The following is a 17,266-nucleotide window of genomic DNA, read 5'->3' as shown; positions in this document are numbered from 1 at the left end:
ATCTCCGGCTCGTGGCTCGTGGGGGCCTTGAGGCCTTGAACCCGCCGTTCGGTGGGGACTCGACATCCGAGGTGATGGATCAGGTGTACGTGGGTGCGTTGACGCTCGACCTGCTGCTCGGCGACGTGCGGTCGCTCAAGCAGAAGCGGTCGGTGGTGCGGCCGATCGTGGCCGAGGTCCGCAAGCGGTTCCCGGCCGTGGCGGTCGCCGAGACCGGGGCGGGCGATCTGCACCGGCGCGCCGAGATCGGCGTCGCGGTGGTGTCCGGCACCGCCGGCAACTGCATGGAGGTGCTGGACGCCTGTGAACGGCTGGTGGCCGGCCGTCCCGAGATCGAGATGATCTCGGCGCGGCGCAGGCTGTACGGCGAGGACGACTGACCGCAGCTCAGGCGGGAAGTCCGGGGTGGTCCCCCACCAACGGCGAAGACGAGGACTGACGAAGATGGTTGACGCGGCTCGGGCGCGCAGGCTCGCCGACCGGATCCAGCAGATCGTGGCCGAGATGCTGGAGCGCCGTATCAAGGACCCCCGGCTCGGGTTCGTCACGGTGACCGACGCCAAGGTCACCGGCGACCTGCGGGACGCCACCGTGTACTACACGGTGTACGGCTCCGACGCCGAGCGCGCCGACACCGCGGCGGCGCTGGAGAGCGCCAAGGGCATCATCCGCGCGGAGGTCGGCCGGCGCACCGGGGTCCGGCACACCCCCACGCTCACCTTCGAGTTCGACGCGGTGATGGACAACGCCCGGCAGATCGACGACCTGCTGGCGCGGGCCCGCGCGCACGACGAGCAGGTGGCCCGGGCCGCCGAGAAGGCCAGGCCCGCCGGGGACGCCAACCCCTATCGCCTGGGTGAGGAGGACGCCGAAAGCGGCTCCGGCGCCGAGGGCGACGAGGGACACTCGACAGCGTGAACGACCCGATGGCGCGCTCGGCGCCGTCGGCCGCACCGGGCGGTGCACGCGGCCGGGCGCCGGGCCGGTCGCAGGGAGCGTGAGAGACATGGTGATGCCCGCCGTGAACGAGCGGACCCGTGCCGCGGCGCCCGACGAGGCCCTGTGGAAGCGCGCGGTGCAGCTGGTCGGGGAGGCCGAGGAGATCTGGCTGGCCTGCCACGTGTCGCCAGACGGGGACGCCCTCGGCTCCATGCTCGCGTTCGGGCAGGCGCTGCGGGCGCTGGGCAAGCGCTGCGGCGCCTCGTTCGGCGAGCCGTTCACCGTCCCCTACACGCTGCGCTTCCTGCCCGGCCAGGAGCTGCTGGCCGAGCCCGGCCGGGTGCCGGACGCCCCGGAGCTGATGATCACGTTCGACGCCGCGTCGCTGGACCGGCTGGGCTCGCTGGCCGGGCCGGCCGGGCGGGCGGCGGAGCTGATCGTGGTGGACCACCATGCCTCCAACGCGGGGTTCGGCACGGTCCCGCTGGTCGACCCGTCCGCCGCCGCCACCGCGGTGCTGGCCGAGGAGCTGATCGACCGGCTCGGCGTCCCGCTGACCCGGGACATCGCGCTCGGCCTGTACGCCGGGCTGGCCAGCGACACCGGCTCGTTCAAGTACGGCTCCACCACCCCGGAGGTGCACGACATGGCCGGCCGGCTGCTGGCGGCCGGGGTGCGGCCGGACGCGGTGGGCCGCGAGCTGTGGGACCGGGCGCCGTTCGGCTATCTGCGGGTGCTGGGCGGGGCGTTGGACCGCGCCAGGTTCGAGCCGGACGCGGTCGGTGGGCTGGGCATGGTGTGGACCACCATCAGCCGGGCCGACCGGGCCGCCGAGGACGTCCGCTTCGACCAGCTCGAGGGCGTGATCGACCAGCTGCGCCGCACCGACGAGGCGGAGGTCGCGGTGGTCTGCAAGGAGACCGACGACGGCCGCTGGTACGTGTCGACCCGTTCCAAGGGCCGGGTGGACGTGGGCCGGGCCTGCGTCGAGCTCGGCGGCGGCGGGCACCGTCTGGCCGCCGCCTACACCTGCGACTGCGCGCCGGCCACCGCGATCGAGCGGCTGCGCGCCCTGCTCACCGCCAGAAGGGACGCCAAGTGACCTCGGGCCTGGTCATCGTGGACAAGCCGGCCGAGTGGACCTCGCACGACGTGGTCGCCCGGATGCGCCGGCTGGCCGGCACCCGCAAGGTCGGGCACGCCGGCACGCTGGACCCGATGGCCACCGGGGTGCTGGTGGTCGGGGTCGGCAAGGCCACCCGGCTGCTGGGGCATCTGGCGCTGACCGAGAAGACCTACCGCGCCACGATCCGGCTGGGGCAGTCCACCAACACCGACGACGCCGAGGGCGAGATCACCGCCACCGCGTCGGCGGCGGCGGTGACCGACGACGCCCTGGACGCCGCGGTCAAGGCGCTGACCGGCGAGATCATGCAGGTTCCGCCGCAGGTCAGCGCGATCAAGGTGAACGGACGGCGGGCCTACAAGATGGCCCGCAAGGGCGAGGACGTGGAGCTGGCGGCCCGCCCGGTCACCGTCTCGGAGTTCACGGTCACCGACGTCCGCCGCGACGGCGAGCTGGGCGAGCTGGTCGACGTCGACGCCGTGATCACCTGCTCGTCGGGCACCTACATCCGGGCGCTGGCCCGCGACCTGGGCGCCGCGCTCGGCACCGGCGGCCACCTGACGGCGCTGCGGCGCACCCGGGTCGGCCCGTACGGGCTGGAGCTGGCCCGCACCCTGGACCAGCTCGCCGAGCACTGCGAGATCCTGCCGATCGGCGACGCCGTCGCCGCCGCGTTCCCGCGCCGGGAGGTGACCGCCGAGCAGGCCCGGCTGGTCGCCCACGGCGGGCGGCTGCCGGCGGCCGGGCTGGGGCCGGGGCCGGTCGGCGTGTTCGCCCCCGACGGCACGCTGCTGGCCCTGGTGGAGGAGCGCGGCGGCGCGGCCCGTCCACTGGCGGTCTTCACCGGCGAGTGAACTTGAACACGCCCCCGCGGTCGGAGCCGACCGCGCGGGCGTGGCAGTCTTGTGACGACGGCTCACGGGTCCTACTCAGGGAGAGCATGGTGCGTCGCTGGCACGGCCTCGACGAGGTTCCCGCCGACTGGGGCAGGTCGGTGGTCACCATCGGCGTCTTCGACGGTGTGCATCGCGGGCACCAGCGGATCGTCGGCACGGCCGCCGAACTGGCCCGCGAGCGCGGGCTGCGGTCGGTGGTGATCACCTTCGACCCGCATCCCGACGAGGTGGTGCGGCCGGGCACCCATCCGCCGCTGCTGACCTCCACCGCCCGGCGCGCCGAGCTGCTCGGCGAGCTGGGCACCGACGTGGTGATCCTGCTGCCGTTCACGGTGGAGCTGTCGCGGATGACCCCCGACGAGTTCGTGCAGTCGGTGCTGGTGGACCGGCTGCACGCGGCGCACGTGATCGTCGGCGAGGACTTCCGGTTCGGGCACAGGGCCAAGGGCGACGTGGCGCTGCTGCGGGAGCTGGGCGACAAGTACGACTTCACCGCCCAGGGCATGCCGCTGGTGGCCAACGGCGACACCATCTCCTCCACCTACATCCGCGGCAAGCTGGCGGCCGGCGACGTGGCCGCCGCCGCCGAGGCGCTGGGCCGCCCGCACCGGGTGGAGGGCGTCGTGGTGCGCGGTCACCAGCGGGGCCGCGCGCTGGGCTTCCCCACCGCCAACCTGGAGACCCGGCCGCAGGTGGCGATTCCCGCCGACGGGGTGTACGCCGGGTACCTGGTGTGCGACTCCGACCGTTACCCGGCCTGCCGCTGGCCCGCGGCCATCTCCATCGGCACCAACCCCACCTTCGAGGAGGGGACGGGGCAGCGCACCGTCGAGGCGTACGCGCTGGACCGCGACGACCTGGACCTGTACGGCGAGCACGTCGCGGTGGACTTCACCGAACGCATCCGCGACACGTTGAAGTTCGACTCGGTCGACGCGCTGATCGAGGAGATGCACCGCGACGTGGCCCGCGCCCGCGAGCTGACCCGCGAGGACTGAGCCCGGACGACCCCGGGCCGCGGGGTTCCGGAACGATCCGCCGCCACGGAGCGTTGATCACGGTGACGGTACGAGCGCCTCGGCGTGGTACCGTGAAGGGCGCCGGTTCACCCGGCATGCCCCGCTGCACCCTCAAGCGGCGGGCCGCCTTTCCGAACGCGCCATGCGGACCCGTGTCCTGCCCGGGATCTGCGGGTGACGACCACCATGAAGGAGCCTCGTGTCGCTCGACACCGCAACCAAGAACAAGATCATCGCCGAGTACGCGACCAGTGAGGGTGACACCGGATCGCCGGAGGTCCAGGTCGCGCTGCTGACCCGCCGGATCAACGACCTCACCGAGCACCTGAAGGTGCACAAGCACGACCACCACAGCCGGCGCGGCCTGCTGCTGCTGGTCGGCCGTCGGCGCCGGCTGCTGAAGTACCTCGCCGACAAGGACATCAACCGTTACCGGCAGCTGATCGAGCGTCTCGGTCTGCGCCGCTAGGACGGTGAGGGAGTGGCCCGCCCGAGGGCCACTCCCTCTCACATATGGCGCGTACATCGGGTACATATCGCCATAGGACAACTGGACAACGGACGACCCGCGACCAGAACGCAGCCGGCATGTGGCGCGGCCGGTCCTCGGTAGTGGCCCCCGGATGACACCCGATCCGTGGGCTTCGATCGAAGACCGGCACCAGCGAAACCACAGGGCTCGTTCGCGGGACGAACACTGCAACGAAGGAGCACACCTGTGGAACCCGTGCGTATCGACGGAGCGCAGACCGCCGAGGCCGTCATCGACAACGGCTCGTTCGGCACCCGCACCGTCCGCTTCGAGACCGGCCGGCTGGCCCGGCAGGCCACCGGCTCGGCCGTGGTCTACCTCGACGACGAGACCATGGTGCTGTCGGCCACCACGGCGTCCAAGAAGCCCAAGGAGGGCCTGGACTTCTTCCCGCTGACGGTGGACGTGGAGGAGCGGATGTACGCGGCCGGGCGCATCCCCGGCTCGTTCTTCCGCCGCGAGGGGCGTCCCAGCGAGGACGCCATCCTGACCTGCCGGCTCATCGACCGGCCGCTGCGCCCGTCCTTCGCCAAGGGCCTGCGCAACGAGATCCAGATCGTCGAGACGGTGCTGGCGCTGCACCCCGACCACCTGTACGACGTGGTCGCCATCAACGCCGCCTCGATGTCCACCCAGCTGTCCGGGGTGCCGTTCTCCGGTCCGATCGGCGGGGTGCGGGTGGCCCTGATCGACGGGCAGTGGGTGGGCTTCCCGACGCACAGCGAGCTGGAGCGGGCCACCTTCGACATGGTGGTGGCCGGCCGGACGCTGGAGGACGGCGACGTCGCGATCATGATGGTGGAGGCCGAGTCCACCCGCGACACCCTGCGGCTGGTGGCCGAGGGCGCGCCCGCGCCGACCGAGGAGCGGGTGGCCGAGGGCCTGGAGGCGGCCAAGCCGTTCATCCGGGCGCTGTGCGACGCCCAGCGGGAGCTGGCCGCGGTGGCCGCCAAGCCCACCATGGAGTTCCCGATCTTCCTGGACTACACCGACGACGTGCTGCAGGCCGTCTCCGACGCCGTCTCCGAGGAGCTGGCGCAGGCGCTGACCATCGTCGGCAAGCAGGAGCGCGAGGCCAAGCTCGAGGAGCTGCGCGCGATCACGATCGAGAAGCTGCTGCCGGAGTTCGAGGGCCGCGACAAGGAGCTGTCGGCGGCGTTCCGGGCGGTCACCAAGAAGCTGATCCGCGAGCGGATCATCCGCGACGGGGTGCGCATCGACGGCCGGGGCGTCAAGGACATCCGGCAGCTGACCGCCGAGGCGCACGTGGTGCCGCGGGTGCACGGGTCGGCGCTGTTCGAGCGGGGCGAGACCCAGATCCTGGGCGTGACCACGCTGAACATGCTCCGGATGGAGCAGATGATCGACACCCTCAACCCCGAGCGCACCAAGCGCTACATGCACAACTACAACTTCCCGCCGTACTCCACCGGGGAGACCGGCCGGGTCGGCTCGCCCAAGCGCCGCGAGATCGGGCACGGCGCGCTGGCCGAGCGGGCGCTGATCCCGGTGCTGCCCTCGCGCGAGGAGTTCCCGTACGCGATCCGGCAGGTGTCGGAGGCGATCGGCTCCAACGGCTCCACCTCGATGGGCTCGGTGTGCGCCTCCACCATGTCGCTGCTGGACGCGGGCGTGCCGCTGAAGGCGCCGGTGGCCGGCATCGCGATGGGCCTGATCCACGAGGGCGGCCGGTACGTCACGCTGACCGACATCCTGGGCGCCGAGGACGCGTTCGGCGACATGGACTTCAAGGTCGCCGGCACCCGTGACCTGATCACCGCGCTGCAGCTGGACACCAAGCTGGACGGCATCCCCGCCGAGGTGCTGGCCGCCGCGCTCAAGCAGGCCAAGGCGGCCCGGCTGGCGATCCTGGACGTGATGGCCGAGGCGATCTCCGAGCCGGCCGAGATGAGCCCGTACGCGCCGCGGATCATCACCATCAAGGTCCCGGTGGACAAGATCGGCGAGGTGATCGGCCCCAAGGGCAAGATGATCAACTCGATCCAGGACGACACCGGCGCCGACATCACCATCGAGGACGACGGCACCATCTACGTCGGCGCGGTGGACGGCCCGTCGGCCGAGGCGGCCCGGCAGGCGATCAACCAGATCGCCAACCCGCACATGCCCGAGGTCGGCGAGCGGTACCTGGGCACCGTCGTCAAGACCACCACCTTCGGCGCGTTCGTGTCGCTGCTGCCCGGCAAGGACGGCCTGCTGCACGTCTCGCAGATCCGCAAGCTGCACGGCGGCGCCCGGATCGAGAACGTCGAGGACTACGTCAAGGTCGGCGACAAGATCCAGGTGGAGATCACCGAGATCGACCCGCGCGGCAAGCTGTCGCTGGTGCCGGTCGAGGTGATCGAGCGCGAGCAGGCCCAGCAGGCCGAGCGGGCGCCCGAGCCCGCGGGCGGCGGCGAGGACGCCGAGGAGCCCGCCGAGGGCGACGCCGGCGAGCGGGGCGACCGGCCGCGCCGCCGCCGCACCCGCAGCCGTTCGAGCGGCCAGCGCAACACCTGATCCGCATGACGCACCCGACGGCCGGCCGGCGTACCCGCGAGGGCACGCCGGTCGGCCGTCGCATGACCCCACCATCGAGCCCATCGAGACGACGACGAAGGTGAGCACGGCGTGACGCTGTCGGCGAGGGCACAGGAGCCCGGCACCACCCACACGGTCCACCCCGGCACGGACGGTGCGGGCACCGTCCGGCGCACCGTGCTGCCCGGAGGGCTGAGGATCATCACCGAGACCATGCCGACGGTCCGGTCGGCGGCGTTCGGGATCTGGGCGGGCGTCGGCTCCCGCGACGAGGAGGCCGCCGACGCCGGGGCCTCCCACTACCTGGAGCACACCCTGTTCAAGGGCACCCGGCGGCGTTCGGCGCTGGAGATCTCCGCGGCGCTGGACGCGGTCGGCGGCGACCTGAACGCCTTCACCGCCAAGGAGTACACCTGCTACTACGCGCGGGTGCTGGACAGCGACCTGCCGCTGGCGGTGGACGTGGTCTGCGACATGGTGATCGACTCGCTCAACCGGCCCGAGGACGTGGAGGCCGAGCGCGGGGTGATCCTCGAGGAGATCGCCATGCGCGACGACGACCCCGGCGACCTGGTGCACGACGAGTTCTCGCTGGCGCTGTACGGGGACGTGCCGCTGGGCCGGCCGATCCTGGGCACCGTCGAGACGATCAACGCGCTGTCCAGGGACGTCATCGACCGCTACTACCGCGAGCACTACCGCGTGCCCAACCTGGTGGTGTCGGTGGCCGGCAACATCGACCACGACGACGTGGTGCGCCGGGTGAGCGAGGCGTTCGCCGGGCGGCTGGACGGCGACCGGCCCCCCGCCCCGCCGCGGATCGGCGGCGAGGGCGCCCCGGGCCGGCCCGGCGTCCGGGTGATCGACAAGGACACCGAGCAGGCCAACCTGGTGCTCGGCGGGGTGGGGGTGTCCCGCACCGACGACCGCCGGTGGGCGCTCGGCGTGCTGAACGCGGCGCTCGGCGGGGGCATGTCGTCCCGGCTGTTCCAGGAGGTCCGGGAGAAGCGCGGCCTGGCCTACTCGGTCTACAGCTACACCGCCCAGTACGCCGACACCGGCACGTTCGGGGTGTACGCCGGATGCCAGCCCGGCAAGGTCGACGAGGTGCTGTCGATCTGCCGCGACGAGGTCGCCAAGCTCGCCGAGCACGGCCTGGACACCGAGGAGCTGGAGCGCGGCAAGGGCCAGTTGCGCGGGTCGATGGTGCTGGGCCTGGAGGACACCGGCTCCCGGATGAGCCGGATCGGCAAGAGCGAGCTGGTCTACGACTCGCTGCTGTCGGTCGACGAGGTCCTGGCGAAGATCGAGGCGGTCACCGTCGACGACGTGCGCGAGGTGGCCCGCGAGGTGCTCGGCCAGGTCGGCACCCTCACCGTGATCGGCCCCTTCGGCGACCGCGAGTTCACGCTCTAGTCATTGTGGGGGGGCGACCCCCCACGCCCCCCGCGGCGGTCCGGGCATCCTCGCCGACCCGCTTGCGCTCGCCCTGGGGGGCTCGCTCCAGCGGGTCGGCTGCGGTGCCCGGCCCGCCCAGGTGAACCGGAGCTCCGCTGGAGCTCCGCTCCGGTTCACCTGGGCTGCCGCGCTTCAGCTGCGGTGGAAGTTCTGGGGGCTCCGCCCCCAGACCCCCGCGGGGCTGGTTGGTCGGTCCGGGGGATCGGGTAGGGACCGCTCATGTACGTGCTGATTCGGGTGCTGAGCACCGCGGTGGCACTGTGGGTGGCGACCGCGCTGGTCGACGGGGTCGACGTGGAGACCGGCACCGGGCTGGAGAAGGCCGCCACGCTGCTGGCCGTCGCGGTGATCGTCGGCCTGGTCAACGTGCTGATCAAGCCGGTGGTCAAGGTGCTCGGCTGCGCGTTCTACGTGCTGACGCTGGGCCTGTTCGCGCTGGTGGTGAACGCGGCGCTGCTGGTGCTGGCCGGCTGGATCGCCGGGGAACTGGACCTGCCGTTCCACGTGGAGTGGTTCTGGCCGGCGTTCTGGGGCGCGCTCATCGTCGGGGTGGTGAGCTGGCTGCTGACCTGGCTCCTGGAAGGGGTGGACTGAGCGCGGGGACGGCTCCCGTTCCCCCCGCGCGGTGGCGATAGGCTCGTGCGACGCACCGACGAAGCGGAGGAGCGAAACGTGATCAAGGTTGGGGTGCTGGGCGCGCGCGGCCGGATGGGAGCCGAGGTGTGCCGGGCCGTGGAGGGCGCCGACGACCTGGAACTGGTCGCCGCCGTCGACCAGGGCGACGCGCGGGAGGCGCTGACCGCCGCCGACGTCGTCGTGGACTTCACCCACCCGGACGTGGTCATGGACAACCTGCGCTGGTGCGTCGAGCAGGGGCTGCACGCCGTCGTGGGCACCAGCGGGTTCGGGCCCGAGCGGATCGCGCAGGTCCGCCGGTGGCAGGCCGGGCAGCCGCGCGGCAACGTGCTGATCGGGCCGAACTTCGGGATCGGCGCGGTGCTGATGATGGACTTCGCCCGCCGGGCGGCCCCGTTCTTCGAGTCCGTCGAGATCGTCGAGCTGCACCACCCGAACAAGGCCGACGCCCCCAGCGGCACCGCGTACCGCACCGCCGAGCTGGTCGCCGAGGCCCGCGCCAAGGCCGGGACGGGCGCGTCGCCGGACGCCACCACCTCCGAGATCGCCGGGGCGCGCGGCGCCGACGTGGAGGGCGTGCGGGTGCACGCGGTCCGGCTGGCGGGCCTGATCGCCCACCAGGAGGTGCTGCTGGGCGGGCACGGCGAGGTCTTCACCATCCGGCACGACTCGATGAACCGGGAGTCGTTCATGCCGGGCGTGCTGCTGGCGGTGCGCCGGGTGGCGGACCTGCCGGACCGCCTCACCGTCGGCATCGAGTCCCTGCTGGGCCTGTGACGCCGCTGCGGCTGGCCGCCGAGCCGTGGGAGTACCTCGGCTCGGACGAGGCGATCGACGTCGAGCACGACCGGATCGTGGCGACCGCCGCGAGCATGCGGACCGGCGACGACGTGGCGTTCGCGCGGACGGCGTTCGAGTTCGTCCGCGACGAGGTGACGCACTCGCTGGACGCCCGCGACCGCCGGGTCACCTGGCGCGCCTCCGACGTGCTCCGCACCCGCACCGGCCTGTGCTTCGCCAAGTCCCACCTGCTGGTGGCGCTGCTGCGGGCCGGGGGCGTAGAGGCGGGCCTGTGCTACCAGCGGCTGTCCGATGACGCCGGGGGGTTCGTGCTGCACGGGCTGGCCGCCGTCCTGCTGGAGGACCACTGGGTACGGCTGGACCCGCGCGGCAACAAGCCCGGCATCGAGGTGGAGTTCTCCGCCACGGAGGACCGGCTGGCCTACCGGGTGCGACCGGAGCTGGGAGAGGCCGACTACCTGACCGTCTACCCGTCCCCCCACCCGGTGGTCCTGCGCGCCCTGCAGTCCCACGACGACTGCATCGCGATGTGCGAGCAGGGCGGCCTGCCCTCCTCCCTGGAGGACTGACCCGGTCGCCCGCCGCGCCCTCCGGCGCACCGGGCGACCTACGGTGATCACGACCGCTCCGGCCGGACGTTCGCCGAAGCGGGCTGCGGGGGCGTGTGCGGCGCTGAGCGGTCAGGGGAGGGCGAAACCGTGCCGGTGCAGGACGGAACGGGCCGGGGCGGAGGTCAGCCAGGCCACGAACGCCTCGGCGGCCTCCGGGTGGTCGCTTTCGCGGACGGGAGCGGCCGGGTACTCCACGGTGACGTTCTGGTCGGCGGGGATCGGGACGCTCCCGGCGGCGACGCCCGCCGCGCGCATGTCGGTGACGTAGACGATGCCCGCGTCGGCCTCACCGGTACGGACCTTGGTGAGCACCGCCCGCGAGCTGATCTCCTCCGACGCCGTGCGCACCGGCACCCTCTCCTTGGCCAGGACGCTCCGGGCGTACCGGCCCACCGGGACCAGGGACGCGCCGAGCACCACCCGCAGCCCCGGGCGGGCCAGGTCGGTGACGCCGCGGATGCCCTTGGGGTTGCCGGGCGCCACGGCGATCGTCAGCGAGGTGCGCGCGATCACCCGGGTGTCCCCGAGCAGTTCGGCCACGTCCTCCAGGGCCGTGCGGTCCCCGGCGATCAGGACGTCGGCCTCCGGGCGGTCCTCCAGGCGTTCCACCAGGTCCAGCGAGGAGCTGAACACCGGCCGTATCCGCACGCCGGCGTCGCGCTCGTAGTCGGCCGCCAGTTCGGTGAACGCCTCGGTCAGCGAGGACGGGACGAACACCGTCAGCCGCGGCGGCCCGGCCGGTTCCCCGCACGCCGCGACCGGGACGAGCAGGACGAGAAGGGCGGCGGACGCGGCGAGTCGGCGCAACAGCGGGCGAGCGGCCATATGTGGTGATCTTAGGGGCGCCCGCGCGTTCCCCCGGCGGTTTGTCGGTGCCGCCCACTAGGGTCCTGGGTGTTCGATGAATCCCCCGGAGGCCAAGACCATGTCCCTCGACCTGTTGGAACTGCTGCCCGGCGACTGGCATGAGCGGATGGAGCCGCGGCTGGATCCGCTGGCCACCGCCGCGCTCGGCGCGTTCGTGGCCGGGGAGTACGAGCGGGAGACGGTCTATCCGGTGCGGGAGGACCTGTTCAACGCGTTCCGGCTGTGCACCTACGACCGCGCCCGGGTGCTGATCCTGGGTCAGGACCCCTACCACGGGCCCGGGCAGGCCCACGGGCTGAGCTTCAGCGTCCGCGAGGGCGTCCGGCTGCCTCCGTCGCTCCGCAACATCTACAAGGAACTGGAGGCCGACCTGGGGGTCCCGCCGGCCAGGAGCGGCGACCTGACGCCGTGGGCCGCGCAGGGCGTGCTGCTGCTGAACGCGGTGCTGACCGTCCGGGCGGGCGAGGCGGGCTCCCACGCCGGCAAGGGCTGGGAGGAGTTCACCGACGCCGCCATCGCCGCGCTCAACGACAAGAACGAGCGGGTGGTGTTCGTGCTGTGGGGGGCCTACGCCCGCAAGAAGGCCCGGCTGGTGACCAACCCCGCCCACGTGGTGATCGAGTCGGCGCACCCCAGCCCGCTCAGCGCCAAGAAGTTCTTCGGCAGCCGCCCGTTCAGCGCCGTCAACAAGGCGCTCGCCGACGCCGGCCTCCCCGAGATCGACTGGCGACTGAGCTGACCGTCCGGGCGGCGGCGCACTCTCCTGGCACCCGGCTCGCGCGGCGAGCGGAGGCCGCCGACCGGATCCACCCCGCCGAGCACCCGGCGGTTCCGGTGGAGTCTCCTCCGTCCGGGGTCCGGCGGCCTCGTGACGGGAGGCCTCGTCCTGCGACCGCGGCTCGCGCGGTGAGCAGAGGGCGCCCAGGCGGTGTGAGGTGTGATCCGGCGGGTGTCCGGCGGCTTCTCCCCCGTCCGGGGGAGCGGACCGCCCCTGTGGCGGGAGGTTCCACACCGTCCGGGTGACCAGGCTGGGACCATGACCGCTACCGCGCTTTCCGCGCCGCCGTCCGCCATGCCTCGCCCGGGGCGGGTCCGGGCGCTGCGGCGGGCCGTCTGCTTCACGACCATCGCCGCCTGCGCGCCCTACCTGGCCCTCAAGATCGCCTGGCTGTGCGGCTCCACCGTCGGCTGGAAGGTCCCCGCGGACGCCGAGGGGTCCGCCCTGTACGTGGCCAACGCCATCACGCTGGGCCTGGACGCCGTGGCCGTCGTCGTGGCGTCGGCGTTCACCTACCGGTGGGGGCTGCGCCTGCCGGCCTGGCTGGTCCTGCCGCCCATCTGGATCGGGACCGGGCTGCTGGTCCCGATCGCCCTGGCCGCTCCGATCGCCCTGTCGGTCGAGGCGGCCTCCGGCCCGGCCGCCACGGACACCGGGTCGTCGCTGTACGGCTGGGTGTACCTGATGGTGTACGGCGGTTTCACCCTGCAGGCCGTCGGGCTGACGGCGGCGTTCGTGTTCTACGCCCGGGAGCGCTGGTCCGAGGTGTTCCGGATCCGGACCGCCGAGCTTCCCACCGGGCCGACCAGGCCGCTGCAGACCGCGCTGGCCGGCACCGGGACCGTCCTCGCCGTCGTGTACGCGGCCGCACAGCTGTACTGGGCGTTCGGTGGCACCCTGGGCCAGGACGGGGAACGGACGGGTCCTTCCGTGGCCGTGAGCGCCGTGTGGGCGGTCCTGGCGCTCGCCGGTGCCGGCGGGCTGCTGACGATGGTGCACCGCCTGGGCGGCGGGCCGTTGTGGAGGCCGCTGGGCATCGCCTGGGTCGGCGCCGGATCCCTGTTCGCCCAGTCGCTCTACCTGCTGCTGGTCGCCATCGGGCGGCCGGGCGGCATGGGGGAGGACGCCACCGCGGCGAGCGCCTGCGTGTTCCTGGCCGGAGTGCTCGGCGGCCTGCTGCTGGGGGTGACCGGGATGATGCGGCTCGCCGAGCGGGCCGCGCCGAACGGGCCCGCCCGGCGGCCTCAGAGCGCGAGCCCGACGGCCAGCAGCGCGCCGTAGGCGACCTGCAGGCGGCCGGTCTCGCCGAGCACCGGGATCAGCTCGGGCCCCTTGGCCCCCTGCATCACCTTCTGGACGGGCGGCAGCGACAGCGGCGCGGCCAGCAGGGTGAGCAGCGCCCACGGATGGGGGGCCGACACCGCCAGCGCGATCGGGAACGGCAGCGACGCGCAGGCCGCGTACAGGATCCGGGTGCGCGGCCCGCCGAGCAGCACCGCCAGGGTCCGCTTGCCGGACTCGGTGTCGGTCGGGATGTCCCGCAGGTTGTTGGCGACCAGCAGCGCGCAGGCCAGCAGCCCGACCGGCACCGCCGCCGCCCACGCCTCCCACGGCACGCCCTCGACCTGGACGTACACGGTGCCGACCACGGCCACCAGCCCGAAGAACACGAACACCGAGACCTCGCCCAGCGCCCGGTAGCCGTACGGGTTCGGGCCGCCGGTGTAGAACCAGGCCGCCACGATCGCCACGGCCCCCACCAGCAGCAGCCACCAGGTGGTCACGGCCGCCAGCACCAGCCCGGCGACGGCGGCGACGAGGAAGCAGCCCAGCGCGGCGGCCAGCACCTGCCTCGGCGGGGCCGCCCCCGAGCCGACCAGCCGCATCGGGCCGACCCGCTCGTCGTCGGTGCCGCGGACGCCGTCGCTGTAGTCGTTGGAGTAGTTCACCCCGATCTGCAGCGCCAGGGCCACCACACCGGCGAGGAGGGCGCGCCACCAGACGGCCTGGCCCTCGCCGACGGCCACGCCGGTGCCGACGATGACCGGGACGAGCGATGCGGGGAGGGTTCGGGGGCGGGATCCGGCGATCCACTGGGACGCTGTCGCCACCGGATCAGACCTCGATCTTCTGCGTCGTCATGGATGCTGATTGTTCCGGAACCGGCGGGCCGCCGGGCCGCAGCCGCATCCCGGCCGCCAGGCCGAGCGCCAGGATGGCCGCGGTGGCGAGCACGGCCTGCCGGGCGGCGGCGGCCAGGGCGTGGTCCGCCGCCTGCGCCGCGGCCCGCATGCCGGGGGCCCGGTCCAGGTCGCGGGCGTACGTGCCGGCGCTGTCGCGCATCTCGTGCACGACGGCGGCCTGCCGTTCGGGCGGCAGCGACGTGCCGGCCAGCCGGTGGGTCATCTCCCGGCCCAGGCCGGTGGCGAACACCGCGCCGACGATCGCGATGCCCAGCGCCGCGCCCACCTGCCGGGACGTGGACTGGATGCCGGAGGCCTGCCCGGCCCGCGCGGGCGGGACCTCGGCCAGGCACACGCCGGTGAGCTGCGCGGAGGTCAGGCCCAGCCCGACGCCGTAGAGCAGCATCCACGGGGCCAGCCCCCAGCCGCCGGTGGTCGCGCCGAGCGTCAGCCCCAGGCCCAGCACCGCGCCGACCTCCAGCGCCAGGCCCAGCCGCACGACCCGGTGCGGGCCCGCCCGCCCGGCCAGCCGCCCGGCGAAGGGGCCGGCCAGGAACGCGCCGACGGCCAGCGGCAGCACCGCCAGGCTGATCTGCAGCGGGTCGTCGCCGTGCACGCCCGCCAGGAACAGCGGCAGCACGAACAGCAGCCCCAGTTCGCCCACGCTGATCAGCGCGGCGACCGCGTTGCCCTGCCGGAAGCTCGGGATCCGCAGCAGCGCCGGGTCCAGCATCACCGGGCGCCCGGCCGCGCCGCGCGCCTTCTCCACCACCGCCAGGGCGACCAGCAGCGCCGCGGCCAGCGCCAGCAGCACCGGCACCGGCGACAGGCCCTGCGGCCAGTCGTAGGGGCCGAAGGAGAACGGCCGCAGCGGCGTCCACCAGCCGTAGTAGGGGCCCTCGATGAGCCCGCAGACCAGCGCGCCCAGGCCCAGCGTCGCCAGCACCGCGCCGGGCACGTCGACGCCGCGTTCGGCGGGCCGCCGGGTCTCCGGCATCAGGGCCAGCGCCCCGGCGATCAGCGCCAGGCCCAGCGGCAGGTTGATCCCGAACGCCCAGCGCCAGCCCAGCGAGGCCGCCAGCGCGCCGCCGAGCAGCGGGCCGAGCGCGGCCATCCCGCCGATCAGCGACCCCCAGATCCCGAACGCCACGGCCCGCTGGCGGCCGGTGAAGATCGCGTTCACGGTGGCCAGCGTGGCCGGCATGACCAGCGACGCCCCGACGCCCTGCAGGGCGCGGGCGGCGATCAGCACGCTGGCGTCGCCGGCCGCCGCGGCCAGCAGGCTCGCCGCCACGAACACCGCGGTGCCCAGCACGAACGTCCGGCGCCGCCCGGCCAGGTCGCCCGCCCGGCCGCAGGGGATCAGCAGCGCGGCGAAGACCATCGGGTAGATCGAGGTGATCCACTCGGCCTGGCCGGTGGTGGCGCCCAGTCCGTCGACGATCCGCGGGAGCATGACCCCGACGATGGTGGCGTCCACCACGATCAGGGAGACGCCCAGGCTCATCACGACCAGCGCCAGGTGACGCCGGCGTCTGGAGAGGGCGCCGTCCGCGGCGGGGGAGGAATCGGTGACGGTCGCGGCGGCGCTCAATCGATCATCCTGGCTCGGGTGGGGTCCTGACGTGCGCCTCAAACATAACCGCAGGGGTGGCAGGGTCCGTCCGGACCCCTCCCCCCGAAGACCCGGTCTGGGGATCTTCCTCGCAAAAGCGGATAACCGGGTCATGGCGCAAATTGTACCGGGCGGGCATGGGGAATGACCCGGACCGGCGACACCAGTGCCGGACCGTCGGAGGAGCGCCCCACAGGGTGCCCTTCGTTCCATCGAACTCGGGGGGCCCGGAAATGACCCAGTCACCGCCGAGTCCGCGGGACGCGCGGACCGCCGCCGAATACGTCGGCAGGGCACGCTGCCTCAAGGCCTGGTCCGGATTCTCCTACCGGGAACTGAGCCGCCGCGCCGCCGCCAACGGCGACCACCTCCCTCCGAGCACCCTGGCCACGGCCCTGCGCCGCACCTCTCTCCCGGCCGAGCCCCTGATCGCCGCGTTCGTCCGCGCCTGCGGCTGCGATCCCGCCACCGTCGCCGAATGGACCGCGGCCCGTCGCCGCATAGCCATGGCCGCAGAGAACGCCCTCACTCACCACCCGGCCGCCCAGCACGACGAGACGGCACGCACGGCCGCCCATCCGCCGCAGCCGGTCCGGCCCGGTGACGAGGACGCGGTGAACGTTCACCGGCGCCATGAGGCGGGCTGGAACGGGCTCGGAGGCCCGGCGTTACCGTCTGCGGCCCGGCGTCGGTCGTTCCGGGTCAGGGGACGGGCACGGTTGGTCGGGGCGGTGGCGGTCGGAGTCGTCACCGTGCTCGGGGCCACGGGGAGTTCGCCGGCGGACCGGGACGGCCGTTCGGGCGCCCGGATCGCGGGTGCGTCCGCCGCCGGCCCGCTGGCGGACGGGTGGTATCGCATCCACACGGCCGGGGACGGGCGTTGCCTGGGAGTCGCGGACGGGGACGGGGAGCCGCCGGTCGTGCGCCAGGACTGCCGGGCCGCCTCCGGCCAGCGGTTCCACTTCCGGCATGTCGGGCGGGCGGCGTACCGGATCCGGGGCCAGCGGCCACGGGGCGGGAGCGGCTGCCTCTCGGTGGACGGGGCACCGGATGCGGGCGGGCTGCGGCTGCGGGAGTGCTCGGCCGCCGATCCCGGGCAGTTGCTGACGGTCCGGGTGCTGCCGGGGGAGGACGCCGGTCGGCTGCGCGTGCGGGGCATGGCGGGCCTGGCCGTTCCGGTGCTCGTCCGGGCAGCCGAGGGCGATGGCCTGCGCTTCTACCTGTCCGCGCTGGACGGCGACGGCACCGTGCGCTAGCCGGGGCG

The 17,266-nt window shown here is 73.6% G+C and carries 17 protein-coding genes; 14 read left to right on the top strand and 3 right to left on the bottom strand.

The features are described 5' to 3' along the window. Positions 1-74 precede the first annotated feature (74 nt). The 11 genes from HNR21_RS29325 to HNR21_RS29275 all read left to right on the top strand — a co-directional run bounded on the left by HNR21_RS29325 (position 75) and on the right by HNR21_RS29275 (position 10,517). Complete coding sequence (locus HNR21_RS29325; protein ID WP_182707718.1) at positions 75-380, top strand: DUF503 domain-containing protein; 306 nt, start codon at positions 75-77, stop codon at positions 378-380. 64 nt (positions 381-444) lie between these two features. Continuing rightward, positions 445-918, top strand: coding sequence for a 30S ribosome-binding factor RbfA (gene rbfA / locus HNR21_RS29320; protein ID WP_119729383.1), 474 nt, complete (start codon positions 445-447; stop codon positions 916-918). 88 nt (positions 919-1,006) lie between these two features. Further along, the gene (locus tag HNR21_RS29315) at positions 1,007-2,041 is read left to right on the top strand and encodes a DHH family phosphoesterase (protein ID WP_119729384.1); all 1,035 of its coding nucleotides are present in this window, start codon (positions 1,007-1,009) and stop codon (positions 2,039-2,041) included. Further along, positions 2,038-2,919 carry a tRNA pseudouridine(55) synthase TruB gene (gene truB / locus HNR21_RS29310; RefSeq protein ID WP_182707717.1) on the top strand — a complete coding sequence of 294 codons (882 nt, stop codon included), beginning with the start codon at positions 2,038-2,040 and terminating at the stop codon, positions 2,917-2,919. The genes HNR21_RS29315 and truB overlap by 4 nt, the downstream gene beginning before the upstream one ends. 89 nt (positions 2,920-3,008) lie before the next feature. Beyond that, positions 3,009-3,959, top strand: coding sequence for a bifunctional riboflavin kinase/FAD synthetase (locus tag HNR21_RS29305; RefSeq protein ID WP_119731942.1), 951 nt, complete (start codon positions 3,009-3,011; stop codon positions 3,957-3,959). 220 nt (positions 3,960-4,179) lie between these two features. Next, on the top strand, positions 4,180-4,449 hold the full coding sequence (gene rpsO, locus HNR21_RS29300) for a 30S ribosomal protein S15 (RefSeq protein WP_119729386.1): 270 nt from the start codon (positions 4,180-4,182) through the stop codon (positions 4,447-4,449). 264 nt (positions 4,450-4,713) lie between these two features. Then, the gene (locus HNR21_RS29295; RefSeq protein ID WP_182708891.1) at positions 4,714-7,032 is read left to right on the top strand and encodes a polyribonucleotide nucleotidyltransferase; all 2,319 of its coding nucleotides are present in this window, start codon (positions 4,714-4,716) and stop codon (positions 7,030-7,032) included. A 111-nt stretch (positions 7,033-7,143) separates the two neighbouring features. After that, positions 7,144-8,469, top strand: coding sequence for a M16 family metallopeptidase (locus HNR21_RS29290; protein ID WP_182707716.1), 1,326 nt, complete (start codon positions 7,144-7,146; stop codon positions 8,467-8,469). Between the two features lie 261 nt (positions 8,470-8,730). Further along, a complete protein-coding gene (locus HNR21_RS29285; RefSeq protein ID WP_182707715.1) occupies positions 8,731-9,105 on the top strand; it encodes a phage holin family protein in 375 nt (124 codons plus the stop codon). 78 nt (positions 9,106-9,183) lie between these two features. Then, positions 9,184-9,924, top strand: a complete 741-nt coding sequence (gene dapB / locus HNR21_RS29280) for a 4-hydroxy-tetrahydrodipicolinate reductase (protein ID WP_182707714.1) — start codon at positions 9,184-9,186, stop codon at positions 9,922-9,924. Beyond that, complete coding sequence (locus HNR21_RS29275; protein ID WP_312881397.1) at positions 9,921-10,517, top strand: transglutaminase-like domain-containing protein; 597 nt, start codon at positions 9,921-9,923, stop codon at positions 10,515-10,517. Before dapB ends, HNR21_RS29275 begins: the two co-directional genes overlap by 4 nt. 111 nt (positions 10,518-10,628) lie before the next feature. On the opposite strand, the gene modA is transcribed toward HNR21_RS29275, so the two are convergent. Further along, on the bottom strand, positions 10,629-11,384 hold the full coding sequence (gene modA / locus HNR21_RS29270; protein ID WP_182707713.1) for a molybdate ABC transporter substrate-binding protein: 756 nt from the start codon (positions 11,382-11,384) through the stop codon (positions 10,629-10,631). Positions 11,385-11,484: 100 nt separating this feature from the next. Here modA and HNR21_RS29265 point away from each other — a divergent pair, with 100 nt between their 5' ends. Together HNR21_RS29265 and HNR21_RS29260 are read left to right on the top strand one after the other, a co-directional pair. Further along, positions 11,485-12,165, top strand: a complete 681-nt coding sequence (locus tag HNR21_RS29265) for a uracil-DNA glycosylase (RefSeq protein ID WP_182708889.1) — start codon at positions 11,485-11,487, stop codon at positions 12,163-12,165. Positions 12,166-12,462: 297 nt separating this feature from the next. Next, a complete protein-coding gene (locus HNR21_RS29260; RefSeq protein WP_182707712.1) occupies positions 12,463-13,485 on the top strand; it encodes a hypothetical protein in 1,023 nt (340 codons plus the stop codon). On the opposite strand, the gene HNR21_RS29255 is transcribed toward HNR21_RS29260, so the two are convergent. Then, positions 13,449-14,315, bottom strand: coding sequence for a 1,4-dihydroxy-2-naphthoate polyprenyltransferase (locus HNR21_RS29255; RefSeq protein WP_182707711.1), 867 nt, complete (start codon positions 14,313-14,315; stop codon positions 13,449-13,451). The two genes, HNR21_RS29260 and HNR21_RS29255, sit on opposite strands and share 37 nt — an antisense overlap. Before the next feature lie 4 nt (positions 14,316-14,319). Beyond that, complete coding sequence (locus HNR21_RS29250) at positions 14,320-15,981, bottom strand: MFS transporter (RefSeq protein WP_246442361.1); 1,662 nt, start codon at positions 15,979-15,981, stop codon at positions 14,320-14,322. A gap of 254 nt (positions 15,982-16,235) precedes the next feature. On the opposite strand from HNR21_RS29250, the gene HNR21_RS29245 reads away from it, so the two are divergent. Further along, on the top strand, positions 16,236-17,258 hold the full coding sequence (locus tag HNR21_RS29245; RefSeq protein ID WP_182707709.1) for an RICIN domain-containing protein: 1,023 nt from the start codon (positions 16,236-16,238) through the stop codon (positions 17,256-17,258). The last annotated feature ends 8 nt before the right edge of the window (positions 17,259-17,266 follow it).

This window comes from Thermomonospora cellulosilytica, from assembly GCF_014138835.1.
GTDB lineage: Bacteria > Actinomycetota > Actinomycetes > Streptosporangiales > Streptosporangiaceae > Thermomonospora > Thermomonospora amylolytica.
Note: the sequence above shows the minus strand (reverse complement) of the source record. Positions and strands in the feature narration are given on the sequence as shown.

Bases quoted from the DNA above. Each gene is read 5' to 3' on its own strand.
- HNR21_RS29325 (WP_182707718.1), top strand. From the start codon at position 75: ATGGATCAGGTGTACGTGGGTGCGTTGACGCTCGACCTGCTGCTCGGC.
- rbfA (WP_119729383.1), top strand. From the start codon at position 445: ATGGTTGACGCGGCTCGGGCGCGCAGGCTCGCCGACCGGATCCAGCAG.
- HNR21_RS29315 (WP_119729384.1), top strand. From the start codon at position 1,007: ATGGTGATGCCCGCCGTGAACGAGCGGACCCGTGCCGCGGCGCCCGAC.
- HNR21_RS29285 (WP_182707715.1), top strand. From the start codon at position 8,731: ATGTACGTGCTGATTCGGGTGCTGAGCACCGCGGTGGCACTGTGGGTG.
- modA (WP_182707713.1), bottom strand. From the start codon at position 11,384: ATGGCCGCTCGCCCGCTGTTGCGCCGACTCGCCGCGTCCGCCGCCCTT.
- HNR21_RS29265 (WP_182708889.1), top strand. From the start codon at position 11,485: ATGTCCCTCGACCTGTTGGAACTGCTGCCCGGCGACTGGCATGAGCGG.
- HNR21_RS29260 (WP_182707712.1), top strand. From the start codon at position 12,463: ATGACCGCTACCGCGCTTTCCGCGCCGCCGTCCGCCATGCCTCGCCCG.
- HNR21_RS29245 (WP_182707709.1), top strand. From the start codon at position 16,236: ATGACCCAGTCACCGCCGAGTCCGCGGGACGCGCGGACCGCCGCCGAA.